We start from the raw sequence: 20840 nt of genomic DNA, 5'->3' as shown, positions 1-20840 counted from the left end.
AAAATATCTAAGGTGGTATGCATGGCTTATGATGCAGATTCAGTACTTGATTTACACCAATACACATCCATAGTTGATTTGATCGAAAAAGCTTGTGACAAGTATGCAGACAATATTGCATATGCATGTCTTGGGAAAAGCACTAGTTTTCGTGAAATAGAACAAGGCTCGCGCCATTTTGCCAGTTATTTGCAACACAGCACTTCATTGCAACCTGGCGACAGAGTAGCGATACAGTTGCCTAATATTACTCAGTTTGTGATTGCGGCTTATGGGGTAATTCGAGCCGGTATGGTGCTAGTCAATACCAATCCGATGTACACCGAGCGTGAACTCATTCACCAATTTAACGACTCAGGGGCAAAAGCCTTAGTCGTATTGTCGGATTTACTACCCACATTAACTAACGTGATCGACAAAACAACAGTAGAGTTGGTGATTTCGACCCACGCAATGGATCTTATTCAACCGCAACCTCAACCAGAAACCCCTTTTAACAAAGTGGCATTTACCTCTGTGCTCGTTGAAGGTGCTAAGCATCCTTATCAGTCAATAAAACCTAACCATGATGATTTAATTGCTCTGCAATACACTGGCGGCACAACCGGTTTATCAAAAGGCGCTATGCTCAATCATGGCAACCTTTTGGCTAATTCTAGTCAAGTAAAATCACGAATTGCTAGCACCATGACCGAAGGACATGATGTATTTGTCGCGCCATTACCGATTTACCATATCTATGCATTTATGGTTAATTTGGTGCTGTATTTTGAGTCAGGTAGTTGCTCAGTATTAATTCCTAATCCTCGTGATATTGCAGGGCTAATCAATACCATGAAAGCCTATCCATTTACTGGGTTTGCGGGTTTAAACACTCTATTTGTTGGCTTATGTCATCAGCCGGAATTTAAAGCCTTAGATTTCAGTAAAATGAAAATAACCATTTCGGGTGGTACCGCATTAACGAGTGCAGCAGCTAACTTATGGCAACAAACCACCCAATGTATGATTTCAGAAGGCTATGGCTTGTCTGAAACATCTCCTGTTGTCAGCCTTAACGCACCAGGGTATCAACGCCTTGGTACTATTGGTAAACCGGTATTGGGCACTGAAGTTCATGTGCTCGATATGGATGATAATGAAGTGGCTATCGGTCAAGCTGGTGAACTTGCCGTGCGCGGTCCGCAAGTTATGCAAGGGTATTGGAATAAACCAGAAGAAACCGCTAACGTCATGACAAAAGACGGATTCTTTAAAACTGGCGATATTGGCATTGCCAGCGAAGATGGTTATCACACCATTGTCGATCGTAAAAAAGACATGATTATTGTTTCTGGTTTTAACGTCTATCCTAATGAAGTTGAAGACGTACTTTCAACTAATGAGTTAGTTTTAGAGTGTGCTGTCGTCGGGGTTGAAGATGAACGTTCTGGCGAAGCAGTAAAAGCCGTGATTGTATTAAAACAGCCGCCAGCGGATATCGAGGCCGTCAAACAGGCGATTAATGATTACTGCCGCAGCCAACTGACTGCGTATAAAGTGCCACGCATTATTGAGTTTACTGAACAATTACCGAAAAGTGCTGTAGGGAAAATTTTGCGTCGAGAACTACGTAAATAGAGCTACGTTATAAGAGCTACGTAAGTAAGAGCTTCACAAGCAAGAAAAAAACTGCGCTAGTAGAGTAGATATTATCTTGCTTAAAACGCTATGCAACTAACCTCAATGCAGAACAATAACTGCTTATCAAACTGCGATTAACATCATTTGAAACAGTTAATTGATTCGAAAATAAAAAAGATGCTTCGGCATCTTTTTTTATTTCTCAACGACACGCTCACTGCACCAAGCAGTAACCATTATGACGGCTCGTTATCCATCAATAACTGTAAACTAGCAAATTCGCGATATAGCTCATTACTTGCCATTAATTCGTTGTGAGTACCACTGGCAATAAGTTGTCCTTTATCTATCACGAAAATCCGGTCTGCATTGATCACGGTAGCTAAACGATGGGCAATAATCACAGTGGTACGTTTGGCCATAAGTGAATCGAGGGCCTGTTTTACTTTGATTTCGCTTATCGCGTCTAACGCACTCGTCGCTTCATCAAGTAGTAATATTGGTCTGTCAGCAAGAATCGCTCTTGCGATTGCAATACGTTGCTTTTGCCCACCCGACAAACGTACGCCACGTTCACCTAAATAAGTCGAATAACCATCAGTAAATTCGCGAATAAACTCATCCGCTTTAGCCGCAATGCAAGCCTGCTTCACCTCTTCATCGCTAGCATCTAAGCGACCATAGCGCACATTATCGAGTACGTTCATGGCAAAAATCACCGACTCTTGCGGCACAAGAGCATACTGTTGGCGTAAATCTGCCAACGACAGCGTCGAAATATCAATACCATCTAATAATATCCGCCCCTGTTTAGGCTGGTAAAAACGCATCATCAGTTCAAATAAGGTGCTTTTGCCTGCTCCGCTTGGGCCCACTAACGCGACTCGCTCTCCCGGTGCAATGTCCATCGACAATTGGCGGATCACGTCTTGACCCAGATCAGATGGATAAGCAAAGCACACATTATCAAAACTGAGCAAGCCATTAACAGGCAACAATAACTTATTTGGTACAACTTGCTGAGGTATATCAACGGGCGTTTTGACTAATTCAACTAAACGTTCAGCCGCACCAGAGGCGCGTTGTATTTCGCTAAACACTTCACTGATGGTCGCTACAGCACCTGCAACCATCACGGCATAAAACATAAATGCAGACAGCTCACCACCGGTGATACTGCCAGACATCACATCTTGCGCCCCAATCCATGTAACAAAAGCAATTGCTGCAATGCTTAAAAACATTACCGTTGAAATAAGCAGCGCACGATACATAATACGGCCTTTAGCCACATCCATTACCGCCTCGACTCTGTCAGCAAATAGCTGGCGGTCTTTAGCCTCGTGGGTATACGCTTGCACGGTATGAATTTCATGTAAGGTTTCATCAATATAAGCACCAAGATCGCCTACCCTATCTTGACTTTTACGCGACAAGGTTCTGACTTTTCGGCCAAAAAAGATCACCGGGCCTAATACCAAAGGAACGGCTAACAACACTAATGCTGTCAACTTAACACTGGTAAACGCCATCATAACGATGCCACCAATCACGGTCACACTTGAACGCAACGCCATAGATAAACTTGAACCGACAACGCTTTGTAACAAGGTACTGTCTGCCGTAAAACGTGAAATAACCTCACCGGTACGCTGAGTCGCAAAAAAAGCTGGCGATAACGATAATAAATGATTGTAAACCTGTAACCGAATATCCGCACTGACCCGCTCGCCAAGCCAAGTCATCAGATAAAAACGACAGAAAACCGCAGTTCCACTGATTGCTGTAATAGCAATAATAAACAACATGATCTCATTCAATCGCCCTGCATTATCGGCAATAAATCCTTCATCGACCATTAACCGAACACCTTGGCCAAGCGATAACCATGCCAGCGATCCAATAAACAGAAATACAATCGCCGCCACTACTTTCATACGATAAGGAGACAGAAATTGTAAAATCCAAGGTAGAACAGAATGTTTTAAAGGAGGTTTAGCAGAAGATATTGACTCAGTTGAAGTCGTCGTTGGATTCGTCACAGTATTAACCAGCATATATAACTAAGATATTCTGATAGTACCAATAAAACACAACATTGTAGATGCCTTAACAATAAGGCGCCGGCACGGCAGGATTACGACCGCCGAAAAAATGATGCTAGTATCGACTAAAAAATAACATGAAAAATAGCATGAGCAATAAGATGAGAAATAGTATGAGAAATAGTATGAGAAATAATGTAAGACCATCGCACGGTTTTACATTAATAGAGTTGGTTGTTGTGATTATTATTTTGGCCTTATTGGCCGTTGTCGCGAGCAGTAAATTCATTAGCTTACGCAAAGATGCAATTGTATCTACCATGGTAGGAATGGAAACAGCAATGCAATCAGCTGCAACGTTAACCTATTCAAAAGCCGCTATTGCTGGTGTAGAAAGACTTGCGACTACGACGCTTAATATTGATGGGGTCAATGTTAACTTAGCTTATGGCTATCCCGATGGAACAGCCGCTGGTATTGCAATGCTAATGAATATTCCCGAAGGTGATTGGCAACAACGCAAAAGTACATTGCCTATAACTGCATGGGTATATTGGCATGGTGTCATTAAAGAGGATGCGGGCGTTGCTGCATGTTATTTACGTTACAGGCAAGTAACATCAGCCACCGCACGACCTGTTATAGATGTTCAAACAAGCGGATGTTAGACATCAATGGGTTTAAAAAACCATAACATTAAGACTCAGGGTAACGTTTTTCAATCGCTTTTAGCGAACGTAAAAACAACCCTATCCCCCCCACACAAAGTACCAATATAACGATTAAATCAAATGCACTCATGTAAGAAAATCTAAAATTAATCGAGCTTATCACGCCAAAAATCAATGCCACTAATGAGCCAAATGTCAGTAACCACCCAAGTATGTTTCTGCCATTATAAAACATCAGTCCAACACCAAACATAAAGGGTATCATCACCATTCCACTGGTAAGCCCAAAGCCGCCAAGCTGATATAAATGGCTGCTAAAGCCAAATGAGCTTGTCACTTTAATGGCATTTAATAGCATATAAAAGCCACCGCACATCATCACTAGCCCAATAAAGAACTGACCCATTCCACCTGACGTTCCACCAGCACCTTTCATCAATATCCCTTGAAAACCATTATTTTAAGTCAGTATATTGATGTTACTGAACCGTACAATTAATAGCAATCATCTCTGCAGTACAATCATGTTCGTGATATTAGGTTTTAGTTTCAAAGTTAACAATCAATATCATCTTGTTCTGTATCCTACATTCAACATGTCGTTTAACACGAGTTAAACAGAGAAACTTTGATATTCAATAAAACTAGCGCCACTCCACAAAATTCCCCTTATCAACTTGTTTAAGCCTAAGCCTCGCGCTGGTAAGTGATATCTGAGATAATATCGGGCTATTTTATCGATATTCTTTTTTATTAGGTAACACCGTTATGACAACCCAATTTGCTTGTTCAGGTATAGAGCTTGAGCTTTTTCGTTATCCAAGCCAACAAGCATCAAACTTACAAGCATGGGATGCCGCTGATGAACACCTAGTAAAGTACTTAATCGACACCGAAATAACAGCAACCACAACCGCCATTCTTAATGACAACTTTGGGGCACTCACGTGTGCATTAACCATGCAACATCCACACAGTGAATTGCTTGTCGAAACGGATGCTAAAACCAGCTTATTAGGTTATCAGCAAAATTTATTACACAACAAACTCGCACCAACCAACATACATTGGCTAAATAGCCGCGAAACGCTGCCACAAGATATTCAATTAGTGCTGATGAAGTTACCAAAAAATCTACACTACTTTGGCCAGCAGCTTGCGCGTTTATCAACGGTGCTTCCTGCGGGAACCCAAATACTGATTGGTGCTAAAGCCAAGTCAATCAATCCAGCATTATTGGCCAGTATTGAAAAAAATCTAGGTCCCGCATCCGCCAGTTTAGCGTGGAAAAAAACACGAGTAATTAGCTGTATTAGCGATGGTAAAAAACGACCATTAGCAAAAGCCGTGAATTGGAATGTCGATGAGCTAAAACTCACTATCAGTAACCTTGCGAATGTATTTGCTGCCAATAAGCTCGATATTGGCGCAAGGATTATGCTCGACAACATGCCCAAAGGTGAATTCAACCACATTATAGACTTAGGCTGTGGTAACGGTATTTTAGGATTACACGCCAAGCAATGTTATCCCAATGCGCAAATCCACTTTGTGGATGATTCTGATATGGCCATCGCCTCGGCAAAGCATAATTGGCAAGCGAACGCGCTAGATACTCCATCTCAAGATCTTCAATCCCAAGATCCTCAAACTGAACAAACGTCACAAGCTTTTTTCCATTGGGACGATTGCCTGAGTAATTTACCAGCTGATGTTGAACCAGATTTAGTGATATGTAACCCTCCGTTTCATCAAGGTGAAGCCATTACCGACCATATCGCTTGGCAAATGTTTGTTGATGCACATAAGCGCCTAAAAAAAGGCGGTTTATTACATATCGTTGGTAATCGACATTTAGCCTACCACGTTAAAATAAACCGCATTTTTAAAAACTGCACCACGGTTGCCTCTAATGGTAAGTTTGTCATTTTACAAGCAATAAAATAATGTCCTGAATGAGGTACTAAGGTCATGTTCCCCTAAATGGCCCTGCATGGCCCTGCATATAAAACTAAACCAATATTGATAGTAACGAGCGAGGGCCGACACAATTTATGTGCAGCCCTTCACTCGTATGTATTTGCTACTCGCTACACCTTGTTTATTTCGTACACTCACATTAACGAGCATTAATAACCATTGAACATTCATCAGTGTAAACGGCGATACAGGTCTGGTTTGTTGTGACCAAAAGCAAATCGCTTTTAGATGTGCATATCCCTTGAATAAATAACTATATGCCGCATTGATTTGAGCACTCGTTGGCAATAACGAGGCATAAATAGCCTCTATGATAATGAACACAATGATAAATAGACACAATGACCTTATGACGAACGCCAATCTGTGCCTTAACAATCCACATCAGGCATTACCAAGAAAACATAATTGGTTAACACGAAAGCATAAAATACGCCTCTAATAACATTACCAAACTGGGTATAAATGGCGTTAACAATAGAACTCAATCATATTTCCCTAGGTAGAATAGCCGCTGTAATAAACAATCAAGCTAATTTTCTGCAATAATATTAAAGTTAATAGTGGTTTTTTATGTTTTTTGAAAGACCAATTTAACAGCCTCTTTTCTTTGTAAGTTGACCATGAAGATCAGCAGACCCTAACCAAGTTGCTTTAATTGGTCGCCATTTATGTGGAATGTTGCAACTCCATTAGCGCAAGAAACAAGTCACGTAACAAAATAGCTAAAGTGGCCGCTGAAAATGCGACACATCATTGCATTGGGGATAGGATTATTGATGGCGTTAACTAAATGGCTTGTTATCTCAAGCTGGCAGTTGAAATCATGAAGTCATCGTTACCGATATTATGGTCAACATCCCTCATAACATTACTCATAACATTACTCATAAAAAACCATAAAAAACGCGCTAACACTTAAGCGTGAGCGCGTTAATTGTATCGCAATGAGCTAATCCGCTTTAAAAGCATTAACCTTTTGTTTTTACTAAACTCTCAATTGAATACAAGTCGCGATTAGCACTATTTTTGCGGCGTACTTCTTCTAATGCCTGCTGTTCTAATTTATCAAATAATACATTGATTAAGCGATTAAAATGCTTATGCATTGCTAAACGAGCCTCAGCGGCATCGTGCAGTGATAATGCCTGATAAATTGCGGTATGCTCTGCTAAGGTTTTATTATTATCTGTGCTACAAACAATATTATAATCTTCAATGATTTCATTACTTGATGAACGCAGCGCCCACATGTTTTCAAACAAATTTATCAACGCGCCGTTACGAGTAGAATATGCGATGATCTGATGAAACAGCTCGTCTGCCTCTTCGACATTTTGCATATCTTTCATCATTACTAATGTGTCATGGAGTTTTTCAAGTTCTTCTGCAGTAATGGTTTTTGCTGCTAAAGCAGCTATTTCACCTTCAACTAAAGCACGTGCTTGGGTTAATTCAAATGCGTTAACATTATTCACCGCTACCGGTTTTTGCTGATGGTCAACCACGTACACGCCAGAACCCGTTTTCACTTCCACTTTTTCACGCACTTCTAGTGCAATAATAGCTTCACGAATGGTTGGCCTGCTTACTTCAAACTTTTCAGCAAGCTCACGCTCTGGGGGTAAACGACTGCCTACCGGATACTCGCCACTGGCGATAGCGGCTTCAATCGTATCGACTATTCGCCAAAATAAACGACGGTTTTTCATATACCTTCCTTCGAAAAGTAAAACCAATTTACTGGTTAATGCTGACATATTATCGGTTAATACCTTAGCAGCAAACAACTAAATTACATGTTATGTTAATCTCAATATAAAAATAATAGCACATTGTCATACCTTTAAAAATATTGGTAATAGACTAAAAATGTAAAATCATAGTAATTGGTAAAACAATTTATTGACATAATCTTAATGATTGGTTAGTTTCTATTCAAGCACAAATGATCATTTAACAGAATAATTTAAATTTTGTGTGTTCGTAAAGAAAAGGAAAGGAAAGGAAATCAACTAATCTGGGGAGGTTAACGTGAAATTTATTAAGACAAGCAATACTTTGAGATTAACAGGATTAAAGTCGCAATCAAGATCAGCAATTTACGACGCGACACTAATATCTCTATTAAGCAATCATGAACGTGCAACAGAGACAAACGAGTCAATACAAAAACAGCACGTCACAGTCTCTTAAATGCTAGGTAATTGGACTAGGCTACGCTTAATTACGGTTACGCTTACTTAGCAATACCGTGAGAGTGACACCCAGCCAAATAACTTACCATTTCCAGACAGCACTTATCACTATGCGCATGACAGTGGGCGACCTCAATTTGTTGGCTAACGTTACAGTGGCAGATTATTGGTCACGTTGTTTCAAAGCCCTGAACATGTTGGGTAAACTCAAAATAATTCCCCGTGAAAACAACACCACAGTTGCTGATTATTCACGTTATGGCGCTAACGAATTCTAAGGTGAAAAAGTAATTTTGAGCCTTTCCCCCTTGATAACTACTTAATGTAGCCATGGGGATATCATTTTAACAGTATTAAACGAGAGACTAGATGAATCATTCAAATAACAATACGTCATCGTCAAGGCATTGGTTATTCACGCAGTTGTTAGTCTTATTAATGCTTTGCACCCCATCAATCTATGTGCAGGCAAAAGATCGCTTAGTGACTACCCAGGCTGAGTACAAACAAGCACTCAAGCTGGTTGAGCCTGGCGATAAAATCATTTTAAAAAATGGTACATGGCAAAATTTTGAAGTGTTGTTTATGGCGACAGGCACCGCCGATGCGCCTATTGAATTAACTGCCGAAACTAAAGGTAAAGTGATCCTGTCTGGCCAATCGAACCTTAAACTGGCTGGTGAATATTTACAGGTATCGGGGCTAGTATTTAAAAATGGCTCTACGCCAAGTAATGAAGTTATTGCTTTTCGTAAAAGTAAAACTCAGTTAGCCAATCACTCACGAGTAACCGAAGTGGTTATCGATAACTACAGCAATCTAGATCGCCAAGAGTCTGATTATTGGGTCAGCTTATATGGACAAAATAACCGACTTGATCACAACCACTTTGTTGGTAAACGCAATGTTGGCGTAACTGTTGCGGTGCGTTTAGACAGTGAGAACAGCCAGCAAAACCATCACCGAATTGATCATAACTATTTTGGTCCTCGCCCAATCTTAGGCTCTAATGGTGGCGAAACCCTCAGAATTGGCACCAGCCATTACTCACTAACGGATTCTTTTACCGTGGTTGAAAATAATTATTTTGATCGCTGCGATGGCGAAGTCGAAATTATTTCAGTCAAATCGGGTAAAAACCGTATTCAAAATAACGTATTTTATGAATCAAGAGGCACATTAACCTTAAGGCACGGTAACGGTAATATTATCGATAGTAATGTGTTTTTGGGTAATGGCGTTGAACATACTGGCGGGATCCGCGTGATTAACCGCGATCAAACCATTACTAACAACTATCTAGAAGGCTTAACCGGCAATCGATTTGGCAGTGGTTTTACTATTATGAATGGCGTGCCAAATTCATCAATTAATCGCTATCATCAGGTGGTTAACGCCAATGTTAATAACAACAGCTTTATTAATCTTGACCATATTGAGCTGGCCGCGGGCAGTGACAGCGAACGTTCAGCAGTGCCACTAGACAGTAAATTAAACCACAATCTGTTTATTAGCCCAACCGCGCCATTTACTTTATACGATGATATTAGCGGACTTAGCTTTAACGACAACCTGAGTAATTTTGCGACCAAAACGTTAAGCCCATTCATGGCTAAAGGTATTCGTTCACAAGATATCACCATGAAACGCGCTGCTAATGGCTTGTTATACCCAAGTGATGAAAATTTTGCAGCATATGGTGCCAGTAAAAAACTGACCCCTACATTAAAGCAAGATACCGGCACATCTTGGTATCCAAAAGCAGAGCCTACTGTCGCATTTCAATCTGGCAACACCATCAAGGTTAGCGCCAGTGACGATGAATTAGCAAGCGCAGTTGAACGAGCTCAACCAGGCGATATTTTATTACTCAGTGATGGCAAATATAACATCAGCAGAATACTGGCGATCAACAAAACGTTAAGCTTTAAAGCCGCTAATGCTCACCAAGCAATAATCAGCTTTGAACGCCCTAGTCTATTTGAAATTCAAGACAATGGTAGTTTGCAACTCGATGGTTTAGTCATTACGGGTTTAAATAGCCCTGACGCTGCCGGTAATAGCGTGGTAAGAACCCGCAAATGGGGCATGTTAACGAATTATCGTTTTGAAATGACAAACAGCATTGTTGAGCAACTCAATGTGAATCATTCATTTCACTTTTTCGATTCGGGCAGTCGCGCCTTTGCAGATAGTATTAATGTCAGCAATAGCCAGTTCCGCCATATTAGCGGGGATTTATTTCGCCTCGACAAAGAAACCGACGACCTAGGAATTTATAACACCGAATACCTCATATTGGACAATAACCAGTTTGACGATATTGAAGGTGCTATTGCCTCGGTATACCGCGGTGGAACGGATGAGAGTACCTTTGGTCCCCATGTATCGGTAACCAACAATGTGTTCACTAAAGTCGGTCAAGGTAAGCGCAATAAAACAGGCGCGTCACTGAAGTTACATGGGGTTCAAATGAGCCAAATAGAGCACAATAAATTTAACGACAGTGCCGCTATTATTGTTGTTCACACCGTCGGTGAACCACAAACCCGCATTACGCATAATCAGTTTACTAATACATCTAGCCCACAAGTAACGGAGTTAGTTGCAATAGGTAAACACACTGCAGATATCAACAATAATAAAGTGCAAAAATTATGAATAACTTCAATATAGCCGCAGGCGTAAGCCCGATGACGCGTGTCATTAAGCAAGTAGGAAAAATAGCGCTATTGGCGTCAATGACGTGCGCTATTTCATTACCCGTTATGGCTGCGCAACATCCAAACTTGGTCATAAACCAGCAAGATGTGGCCGCAATGAAACTGGCCATCATTCATCCTGGGGCATTTAAAAATGCATTTGATACCAAACTTAGCGCCGTTGAATTAGGTATTACTCAACCAATTGAAGTACCAGTACCCAAAGATGCCGGTGGTGGTTATACCCACGAAAAACACAAAAGTAATTACCAACAAATGTATGACACGGGCATTATTTATCAGCTGACTGGTGATAAAAAATATGCCACATACGTTAAAGACATGCTGTTGCAATATGCCACACTTTACCCAACGCTACCTTTGCACCCTATGCGTAAAAGTAACAATGAAGGTAAACTTTTCTGGCAAGGACTCAATGAAGCAGTTTGGTTGGTACACACCATTCAGGCGTACGACTTTATCTATGATGCGTTAACACCTGCAGAACGTAATACCATCGAAACGGGTGCAATAATACCTGCTGCACTCTTTTTGTCAGAACAATCGCCGCACACCTTTAATAAAGTTCATAACCACGGCACTTGGGCCACTGCTGCGGTTGGCATGAGCGGATATGTACTCGATAAGCCACTTTGGGTTGAACGTGCTTTATACGACTTAAATCTCGCCAAAAAAGGCGGTTTTATGCGTCAGTTGGACGAATTGTTTTCACCAGACGGTTATTACAATGAAGGGCCATATTATCAACGTTATGCATTAATGCCATTTGTGACGTTTGCTAAAGCTATTGAGCAAAACGAACCGCAGCGTAAGATTTTTCAATACCGTGACGGTATTTTACTTAAAGCCATTACCAGCACAGTTGAACTCAGTTATAACCAGCTGTTTTTTCCCCTTAACGATGCGATTAAAAGCAAAGGCATCGACACTATTGAACTCGTCAACGGCGTCGCCATTGCTTATGGTCTAAACGCTGATCCACGTTTATTAGATATTGCACAGCAACAACACAATATTTTATTAACGGGTGATGGGCTCAAAGTTGCACAAGGATTAGACAATAAACTACAACAGCCCTTTCCATTCGTTTCGACATTATTCCGTGATGGCCAACAAGGTTATGACGGTGCATTAGTGGTTATGCGTCAAGGCAAAGCAACCGACCAAGCCATTGTATTTAAAGCGACTGCGCAAGGTTTAGGTCATGGCCATTTTGATAAGTTAACCTGGCAGTTTTACGATGCGGGTAATGAAATCGTATCCGATTATGGCGCTGCACGTTTTCTAAATGTTGAGGCAAAATTTGGTGGCCGTTATTTACCTGAAAATGAATCATGGGCTAAACAAACCATTGCCCATAACACTTTAATTGTTGACGAGAAAAGTCATTTTAATGGCAAGCTTAAAGCGGCTAACAAAAATAACCCTACATTACACTTCTACTCAGCAAAGCAAGACCTCACCATCGCGTCGGCTTCTATCGATACCGCTTATGATGATGTCGCATTTAAGCGCACTCTCGCCTTAGTCAAAATCAAGCAACGTGATGCGGTAATTGGCATCGATATAATGCGTGTTACAGCTAACAAGCCACATCAATACGACTTACCCGTGCATTATCAAGGGCAATTAATCGATACCAACTTTGACAGACAGGCATCCTTGACTCAATTGTCTGCTTTGGGTACCGAAAATGGTTATCAACATCTATGGTTGTTAGCAACTGCTAACCTAGCCAAAGACAAAGCCGCTAATAAACTGGCTAAAGTCACTTGGTTAAATGATAACGGCCATTTTTATACCCTTAGCACGTTAGTTAATACTAACTTTAACAACGCCACTGACGAGCAAATGTTATTCACCCAATTGGGTGCCAACGATCCGGATATGAACTTACGCCAACAGCAGTCGTTCATTCACCGAGTGAATGCTACTAATCATACTTATGTCAGCGTGATGGAGCCACACGGCGAGTACAACCCATCAAAAGAATACACCTTAGAAGCCACCAGCAGTATTGCTGAGCTGATTCATCATCAACAAGCTGATCTAGAAGCGGTGCAAATACGCTTTACCGATGGACAACAATATCTATTAGCAATCAACCACGCAGATATCGTTGTGACTCAAGAAACTCAAAGTGTCATTAGCGTCAATGGGGTGCAATACCCATTTAGCGGACGCGCCGAATTATTAGACATTAAAGAATTCAAGTAACACAAAATTAAAATAAAAAGGAATAAACACCATGCAGCAAAGTGAACATTTTTCATTTGGGGAACAAACAGAAATCGAAGATATTGGCGGAGGGTTAAAGCGCCAAATGCTTGGATTTAATCATGAACTCATGGCAGTAAAGATTTGGTTTGATAAGGGAGCAGAAGGCTATGTGCATGCTCATCGCCATTCACAAGTATCTTATGTGGTAGAAGGTGAGTTTCATGTCAATGTCGATGGCGTGATTAAGGTGCTAACGGCTGGAGACAGCTTCTTTGTGCCACCTCATGTAGACCATGGTGCAGTTTGCCCAACTGGTGGCATTTTAATTGATACCTTTAGCCCGGCTAGAGAAGACTTTGTTGAGGGTTTATCATGAAAAAAGTCCCCCTTAAATTGAAGCACCTACGTTGGCTTGTTGTCAGCTTAGTGGCACTCGCTACTGTCATTAACTACATCGACCGATCTGCCCTTGCCATTATGTGGCCAGGCATTGCAGAAGATTTAGGTTTAGATAAAAGTGATTATGCCAACATTATTACCGTGTTCATGATCTCATACGCAATTGGTCAGTCTCTATTTGGTAAGATATTTGATGCTATTGGCACGCGCCTAGGTTTTTTATTATCCATTGTAGTGTGGTCGGTCTCAATCGCCCTCCATGCTGTTGCAGCAAGCGTTACCTCATTTGCTATTTTTAGAGCTATGCTCGGGCTAGGTGAAGCGGGTAACTGGCCTGGCGCAACCAAAGCGAATGCAGAATGGTTTCCGATTAAAGAACGCGCCCTAGCACAAGGCATCTTCAATGCTGGTGCGTCTTTAGGTTCGATTATCGCCCCACCATTAATTGCTTTTTTGTATGCCTTTTTAGGATGGCAGGCAACCTTTATCGTCATTGGTAGTTTGGGTATTCTTTGGATTTTACCTTGGTTGATTGTTTATAAATCATCACCAGACTCACACCCGTGGATCACTGAAGAAGAACGCCAACATATCTTAACCGGACAACGATGCACTTCAGAAAAACAACAGGACAAAGAATACGTGCCCACTATGGGACAGTTATTACGCCACCGTCAAACTTGGGGAGTGATTGCAGCACGTTTCTTTATCGACCCTATCTGGTGGTTATTTGTTGCTTGGCTACCATTGTATTTAAACGAAAAATTTGGCTTTGATGTTAAACAAATTGGCGCATTTGCTTGGTTACCTTATGTCGGAGCTGCCATCGGAGCATTATTTGGTGGCTGGTTTAGTGGCCACTTGATGAGCCGAGGCTGGTCGGTGAATAAAGCCCGTCGTAGTGCAATTGTCTTAGGTTGTATGGTTATGCTGCCAGCACTGTTACTGACATCTCTTGCTGCAACGCCTTGGATGGCAATGGGCCTTATCGCGCTTATCTTATTTGGTTTTCAAACAGCTATTGGCAACGTTCAAACATTACCAAGTGATTACTTCTCCGGTAAAACTGTCGGAACCTTAGCTGGTATTAGTGGTACTTCGGCAGTATTAAGTGTAATTATCACCATCCAATTAGTGCCAATGATGACCAAAGGCGGTGACTATACGCCATTCTTTATTTTAGGTGCGGCGTTAGTTCCATTAGCATTAATTTCGTTGTGGTTAGGCGGAAAAATTGAACCGGTAAAAAGGAAGGCATAACCGTGAAGAGTCTGTATTTATTTGGTGAGTGTATGGTCGAATTACAGCGTGTAACGGCCACCAGTTTACAGCAATCTTTTGCTGGTGACGTGTATAACACTGGGGTTTACCTTAAACGCACCTTTAGTGATATTAATACCCACCTAGTCACAGCCATTGGCCAAGATAATTTTAGCCAGGCCATGTTGCAACGCTTTGACGATGAAAAAATTAATACTGATATGGTCTTTCAAAGCACCGACAAAATTGCCGGCCTGTATGCAATACAAACCGACAGTAAAGGCGAGCGCAGCTTTACATACTGGCGCAACGATTCAGCCGCCAAGCAAATCATGCAATTTATTGATGATGCAGCCATCAGTAAAATATCTCAGGCAGATATGGTGTTTTTTTCGGGCATTTCTTTAGCGGTTATTAATGAAGAAGATCGCGACGCATTTTGGTTACTGATTAAACAATGTAAGCAAGCAGGTGTCAGTATTGTATTTGACCCTAACTACCGCGCAAGAATGTGGCACAGTCCAGACCAAGCAAAGGCGCAGTTTGATATTGCGTTTAGTGTGGCCGATGTCGTACTGCCAGGTGTTGATGACTTTAATCAACTTTACGGTATTAACTCCGTTGAAGACATTATTGCGTTCTGCCAGCCTTACGACATTAACGAGCTGGTGATAAAAAATGGTGAAAACGGCATTAACTATGTGATTAATGGCCAGCAACAGCATTTCTCAATCACACCAGTAACGAATGTTGTCGACACCACATCAGCGGGTGACTCATTTAACGGGGTGTATTTAGGCGCACGCTTAACTGGCGCAGATATCAGCACAGCGATAAAATTAGCCTCCCAAGCAGCAGGATTTGTGATCCAACATAAAGGCGCCATTGCACCTAAAATTGAGTTTCATCAATTTATTGAACGTCAAAAATTAATCATGCAATAACAGCTAAAGAGTCATCTTTTGTCGCTTTTAAAAAGGCTTGATAACACTGAGTTATCAAGCCTTTTTATTTGTTAAGCAAAAAGTAACACATCGCCTTTTGAGCCATTCGTGTTTTAGCTTCAAACCAAGTAATATTACTGAATCATTTCGATAATTTACCCCATTAAAGCAATAAGAAGACATTGAACATGGACTATTTAGCCATCAATAAACACGCATGGAACCAGCGAACCCAAATCCACCTCGACTCAACATTTTACGACTTAGAGGCATTTATCCAAGGTAAGTCATCATTAAACCCCATTGAACTTAAACAAGTCGGTGATGTACACCACAAAAGCCTGTTGCACCTACAATGTCACTTTGGACAAGATAGCTTATCGTGGGCAAGGCTAGGCGCCAATGTCACTGGCGTAGATTTATCAAGCGAATCGATTGCAACTGCAAAAAAGCTGGCTGCTCAATTACACTTACCAGCAACATTCATCAACAATGACATCTATCAATTTGGTGATCACAATACAGAGCAATATGACATCGTATTCACCTCTTATGGGGTGTTAGCTTGGTTACCAGATTTAACTCGCTGGGCGCAAACCATTGCTGGCGCATTACGTCCAGGCGGTGAATTTCATTTGGTTGAGTTCCACCCTTTTAATGATGTGTTGTGTGGTTATGGCTACTTTCCACAGTCGCAACCGGATATCGAAGATGAAGTCACTTACACCGAAAACCACAATGACCAAATTGAAACAGTAGTCACTTGGCCACATCCGATAAGCGAAGTCATTAGCGCACTCATTAGCGCAGGACTCTGTATCGAAGCGTTTAACGAACACCCTTACTGTCCCTACAACTGCGTTGAAGGTTTGGAGTTTGTGGTAGGCAAAGGTTACCAGCTGAAACATCAAGACCACCTCATCCCACTTATTTACTCTATTAAAGCAAGCAAAGTGGGATAAGTACTAGCCTGAAGCCTGTTTACAGCGGGCTCAAATATCGGATTTAGTGGATGACTGTTGATGTGTTGAAGGCGGTGCAAATAATATCCGTAAACGTTGTGTTAGCGATAATTGCGCTTGGGTAACATCACCCCACATGTCGCGCCATTCACTAAACGTTACCACTAACGGATTAAAACTGTTTACCGGTTTGGTAATACCGTACACCACAGTTTCATTTTCAGGCTCAAACGTACCAAACATTTTGTCCCATATAATCAGCACACCGGCATAATTTTTGTCGATATATTGTGGGTTGCGCCCATGATGAACACGATGATGGGACGGTGTATTGAAAATCAATTCTAACGGTCCTAACGATTTAATCGCTTGAGTGTGAACAAAGAACTGCAATCCAAGGTTGAGCAACACCGCAAACACCACCCAGTTAGGATCAAAGCCAATCACCACCAGCGGTAACCAAAACAACCACATGCCTGCCAACGGGTACATTAAGCTTTGTCTAAAGGCGGTGCTGAAGTTCATGTTTTCTGAGCTGTGATGCACCACATGTGCAGCCCACATCCAACGGATACGATGGCTAGCGCGATGAAACCAGTAATAACAAAAATCTTGCGCAATGAGCAATAAACCAAAAGTGAATAATGTCATTTCGATATCAAATAAGCGCCAGCCAAAAAAGTGTAAGTAGATCGTTGCAATCAATAAGCCCGCGATAATATCCGCCACTTGATGCATGCCAGCCAATACAAAATTACACAACACTTCGGCAGGGCGATATTGGGCATTACTCGGCAATCGCTGGGCACGAACACCAAACCACCACTCCAATAAAATGCAGCCAAAAAAAATCGGCGCTAACACCAGTAATAACCACTCTGGGTGAGCTATCAGTAAATCCATGTCCATATGTTATCCATTTCTATTTATTATTATGTTAACAACGTTTGTAATAACGCTTCGCTACTTCGCATTCCTAATCAAATCGCTCTTCCGGCACAACCCATTTTAGTAAACCGCTTTAATAATCCGTTTTTAATAGGCCGTTTTTAATAGGCCGTTTTTAATAAGCCATAGACTAAAAAGGTCACTCATCTAGTCGACACCGTTAATCGTCATCACCATTTGGCAAAATGATCTTCTGTTAATCCTAGCTGGTTAGTTAACTTATATTGATTACCATTGTTGTCGCAAATCACTCCGCTAAAGTAGCCAATGTATTGTCTAAAGTTGTTTTTTAACCAGATTAAATTGAGCTTTTCGCTGCGTTGATTTAACGGCCTAAAATGCAAATCGACATTGCCATCATTAGTGGTGATATGCCACACATCTTGTTGTGATTGTCGATTAAAATCAAACTGTGCGCCGCCCAGTATATGGCGTTGGCCATTTATCCACATCACATTTTCTGTTTGACCCGTTTCATTAACGCCAGCGGCTAAATTCAACCCAATAACCCCGGCGTCAGTTTTGGCATTCATTGAAGCCCAGCGCCAACTGGTTTCGCGGCGCATAAACCCAGCCGAAAAATCATAACCTGCAAGCGCATATTGTAAAGGCTGCGGTTCATGATGAATAGTTAATTGCCCTGTTACGGCTAAGCCATTGTGCTTTTGTGTATAGGTCCAACCGTTATAACCCGTTGGGGTACACAAACTGATGGGTAAACTCAACGGCGCAGGTTGAATACGTAAATTGGCTTGTATGTCTGCAAGGTTAATCTCGACTTGCCATTGTCCGTCGACAATATTGATAACAATACCTTTGTGTTTACGGCCAATTTCGGCGCGTCCACGCTTAGGAGAGTCACTTAGCTGGCAGCCAAACCCGAATGGCGTTAGCCATTGCGTTTGGGTCAGCTTGTTAGTTTTAATGTCATAAAGGTAGCAAAAACCATTGGCGACATAACGAATATCGGCAATCGCCAGGGCGATAATATAATGAGGAGTGATAATACTAACGAATTGGAATTGTTTAAAATCAAAGTACTTAGCCATTGCCGATGCAGGCTTGTCCATTACCGTCAAATAAGCAAACTGATTAACATTGAGTGAATCAACAATCCCATCAAATATGCCAAACACAGGCTGGCCGTTGACATTAATCAATTTATCAGGAGCCAATTGCGGCTGTTTATGTTGCATTACATTACCTACATCATGTTGTTTATCAAACTTAAGTTACATATCACTAACCTGAATTGATCAGTCATTAATGTCAATAACCAAGTATATGGTTGCCGTATAACCCCATTAAAATGACGTTAAAATGACGTTAAAACCAGATATTAATAAGTGATGACGCCTGCATAACTTGTAATGGGCATCACTCTAGTTCTCTTTATAACAACATAACCTTAGCGATACTGGAAACCCAGACAAATTCTGGTATCATTTATCTACCTTTTACTGGTTATTGTTGTCTCATGAAGTTATTGATCCCTATTTTACTGTCTACATTATTGTTGTCGGCTTGCGCAAGTTATGAACCGACTCATGTTGGTCTTAATCCCACGCTGGGTCCGATTCAGTTACAAACTGAAGTCGATTTCCCTGTACTGGTCGACACCATCGATACTCGCGAAGCAAGCTTTGTGGTGCGCTTTAATGAAGAAGGCAAATCACCAAGATTAGTCAGCGCCAGTGAGCCCATCCGTCAACAGTTGGATACACTGTTCCGTAATGGCATGAACAAAGCCGGTTATGTTATTGACCCTGCCGCACGCAATTCAGTGCAGTTTCAGCTAAATTACTTGTTAGCTGACGTCACGGATACCACGTTCAGTTACGAATCAAAAACACGTTTAGTTATCAATGTATTGGCTAAAAATTCACAACAAGAGTTCACCAAATCCTATAACGCTAATGGCTATTTAAAAGGCCCGTTAAGCCCAGATTTTGCCACTCTTGAATTAGATATCACCAAACTCGTTGATAAGCTCACCACTGAAATTCTTAACGATGAAGAGTTACACCAATTTATTCAACGTTAATCCAACCCGCTTTATCAGGTATTGGCATCGAGAGATGCCAATAAAAAAGGACGTCACACTATGTTGAAATGGTTATCCACTTGCCTACTGTTATTGACCAGCTTAAGTTCCAACGCTGCGGTCGACATTCAAAAAGACACTTTATATCCGCAAGTAGAGTTGGACACCTCTATGGGGAAAATAGTGGTTGAGTTAGATCGCACTCGTGCACCGCTTACCGTAGATAACTTTTTAACCTATGTGGTTAAAGGCGAATATGACAATACTATTTTTCATCGTGTGATTGCCGAATTTGTGGTGCAAGGTGGCGGGTTAACCACTAAATTAGAAGAACGCCCTTCGCTAGAGCCTGTTGTAAATGAGTCAGGTAATGGTTTATCAAACTCCCTTGGCACAATTGCCATGGCTCGAGATAACGATCCTCATTCAGCAACACGTCAGTTTTACTTCAACCTAGGTGACAATAAAAAATTAGACCCTTCTAAACGTCGTTGGGGCTATACCGTTTTTGGTGAAGTGACTCAGGGGATGGATATATTAGAAGCCATTTCATTGGTACCAACTGAACATAACACCACCCTAAATTGGCCCGATTTTCCGGTTAATACTGTCATGTTGAAAAAAGCGACTCTACTGCCTCGCTAATATCCCACTAATCGCCTATACCTACCGATGGTCATGTTAATGCATGCCATCGGCATTTATGTTGTCTCCAACAATGTCATATTGGCCAGTCTTATCTCAGTCAGTCTTATCTCAACCAGTTTTAGCTCGATTAATTGGTCCAAACTTGCTCAATATTGTGACGCCATAAATTGTTACC

Annotated in this window: 17 protein-coding genes; 12 read left to right on the top strand and 5 right to left on the bottom strand. The window is 41.4% G+C overall.

Annotated elements, in window-relative coordinates; all coding sequences use genetic code 11:
- The first annotated feature begins 21 nt into the window (after positions 1 to 21).
- On the top strand, positions 22 to 1620 hold the full coding sequence (locus tag CXF88_RS21175) for an AMP-binding protein (protein ID WP_101088739.1): 1599 nt from the start codon (positions 22 to 24) through the stop codon (positions 1618 to 1620).
- Positions 1621 to 1859: 239 nt separating this feature from the next.
- Here CXF88_RS21175 and CXF88_RS21170 read toward each other — a convergent pair whose 3' ends face one another.
- Positions 1860 to 3680 carry an ABC transporter transmembrane domain-containing protein gene (locus tag CXF88_RS21170; protein ID WP_182744283.1) on the bottom strand — a complete coding sequence of 607 codons (1821 nt, stop codon included), beginning with the start codon at positions 3678 to 3680 and terminating at the stop codon, positions 1860 to 1862.
- A 173-nt stretch (positions 3681 to 3853) separates the two neighbouring features.
- On the opposite strand from CXF88_RS21170, the gene CXF88_RS21165 reads away from it, so the two are divergent.
- The gene (locus CXF88_RS21165) at positions 3854 to 4336 is read left to right on the top strand and encodes a prepilin-type N-terminal cleavage/methylation domain-containing protein (protein ID WP_157822845.1); all 483 of its coding nucleotides are present in this window, start codon (positions 3854 to 3856) and stop codon (positions 4334 to 4336) included.
- A gap of 28 nt (positions 4337 to 4364) precedes the next feature.
- On the opposite strand, the gene CXF88_RS21160 is transcribed toward CXF88_RS21165, so the two are convergent.
- Positions 4365 to 4775 (bottom strand): hypothetical protein, encoded by a 411-nt coding sequence (locus CXF88_RS21160; RefSeq protein ID WP_101088737.1) that lies wholly within the window; start codon positions 4773 to 4775, stop codon positions 4365 to 4367.
- 332 nt (positions 4776 to 5107) lie between these two features.
- Here CXF88_RS21160 and CXF88_RS21155 point away from each other — a divergent pair, with 332 nt between their 5' ends.
- On the top strand, positions 5108 to 6286 hold the full coding sequence (locus CXF88_RS21155; RefSeq protein WP_101088736.1) for a methyltransferase: 1179 nt from the start codon (positions 5108 to 5110) through the stop codon (positions 6284 to 6286).
- A gap of 1004 nt (positions 6287 to 7290) precedes the next feature.
- Here CXF88_RS21155 and CXF88_RS21150 read toward each other — a convergent pair.
- Positions 7291 to 8031: a FadR/GntR family transcriptional regulator gene (locus CXF88_RS21150; protein WP_101088735.1), complete on the bottom strand. Its 741-nt coding sequence runs from the start codon at positions 8029 to 8031 to the stop codon at positions 7291 to 7293.
- A gap of 596 nt (positions 8032 to 8627) precedes the next feature.
- Here CXF88_RS21150 and CXF88_RS21945 point away from each other — a divergent pair.
- The 7 genes from CXF88_RS21945 to CXF88_RS21120 all read left to right on the top strand — a co-directional run bounded on the left by CXF88_RS21945 (position 8628) and on the right by CXF88_RS21120 (position 17025).
- Positions 8628 to 8795 (top strand): hypothetical protein, encoded by a 168-nt coding sequence (locus tag CXF88_RS21945; RefSeq protein WP_157822844.1) that lies wholly within the window; start codon positions 8628 to 8630, stop codon positions 8793 to 8795.
- A gap of 91 nt (positions 8796 to 8886) precedes the next feature.
- Positions 8887 to 11178 carry a polysaccharide lyase 6 family protein gene (locus CXF88_RS21145; RefSeq protein ID WP_101088734.1) on the top strand — a complete coding sequence of 764 codons (2292 nt, stop codon included), beginning with the start codon at positions 8887 to 8889 and terminating at the stop codon, positions 11176 to 11178.
- A gap of 32 nt (positions 11179 to 11210) precedes the next feature.
- Positions 11211 to 13457 (top strand): heparinase II/III family protein, encoded by a 2247-nt coding sequence (locus CXF88_RS21140; RefSeq protein ID WP_242445225.1) that lies wholly within the window; start codon positions 11211 to 11213, stop codon positions 13455 to 13457.
- 31 nt (positions 13458 to 13488) lie between these two features.
- Positions 13489 to 13836 (top strand): cupin domain-containing protein, encoded by a 348-nt coding sequence (locus CXF88_RS21135; RefSeq protein ID WP_011638548.1) that lies wholly within the window; start codon positions 13489 to 13491, stop codon positions 13834 to 13836.
- Positions 13833 to 15119 (top strand): MFS transporter, encoded by a 1287-nt coding sequence (locus CXF88_RS21130; RefSeq protein WP_101088732.1) that lies wholly within the window; start codon positions 13833 to 13835, stop codon positions 15117 to 15119. Before CXF88_RS21135 ends, CXF88_RS21130 begins: the two co-directional genes overlap by 4 nt.
- A gap of 2 nt (positions 15120 to 15121) precedes the next feature.
- Positions 15122 to 16063, top strand: coding sequence for a sugar kinase (locus CXF88_RS21125; protein WP_101088731.1), 942 nt, complete (start codon positions 15122 to 15124; stop codon positions 16061 to 16063).
- Between the two features lie 188 nt (positions 16064 to 16251).
- Positions 16252 to 17025 (top strand): class I SAM-dependent methyltransferase, encoded by a 774-nt coding sequence (locus CXF88_RS21120; RefSeq protein ID WP_101088730.1) that lies wholly within the window; start codon positions 16252 to 16254, stop codon positions 17023 to 17025.
- Between the two features lie 30 nt (positions 17026 to 17055).
- Here CXF88_RS21120 and CXF88_RS21115 read toward each other — a convergent pair whose 3' ends face one another.
- Positions 17056 to 17934 carry a sterol desaturase family protein gene (locus CXF88_RS21115; protein ID WP_101088729.1) on the bottom strand — a complete coding sequence of 293 codons (879 nt, stop codon included), beginning with the start codon at positions 17932 to 17934 and terminating at the stop codon, positions 17056 to 17058.
- Positions 17935 to 18143: 209 nt separating this feature from the next.
- A complete protein-coding gene (locus CXF88_RS21110; protein ID WP_101088728.1) occupies positions 18144 to 19169 on the bottom strand; it encodes a DUF2804 domain-containing protein in 1026 nt (341 codons plus the stop codon).
- 281 nt (positions 19170 to 19450) lie between these two features.
- Between CXF88_RS21110 and CXF88_RS21105 the strand changes: the two genes are divergently transcribed.
- Both CXF88_RS21105 and CXF88_RS21100 read left to right on the top strand, forming a co-directional pair.
- Positions 19451 to 20017: a YajG family lipoprotein gene (locus CXF88_RS21105; protein ID WP_011638554.1), complete on the top strand. Its 567-nt coding sequence runs from the start codon at positions 19451 to 19453 to the stop codon at positions 20015 to 20017.
- 60 nt (positions 20018 to 20077) lie between these two features.
- Positions 20078 to 20662, top strand: coding sequence for a peptidylprolyl isomerase (locus CXF88_RS21100; protein WP_101088727.1), 585 nt, complete (start codon positions 20078 to 20080; stop codon positions 20660 to 20662).
- Positions 20663 to 20840: the final 178 nt, after the last annotated feature.

The sequence above is a fragment of the Shewanella sp. ALD9 genome (assembly GCF_002836315.1).
Taxonomy (GTDB): domain Bacteria; phylum Pseudomonadota; class Gammaproteobacteria; order Enterobacterales; family Shewanellaceae; genus Shewanella.
This window is presented reverse-complemented; position numbering and strand designations above follow the sequence as displayed.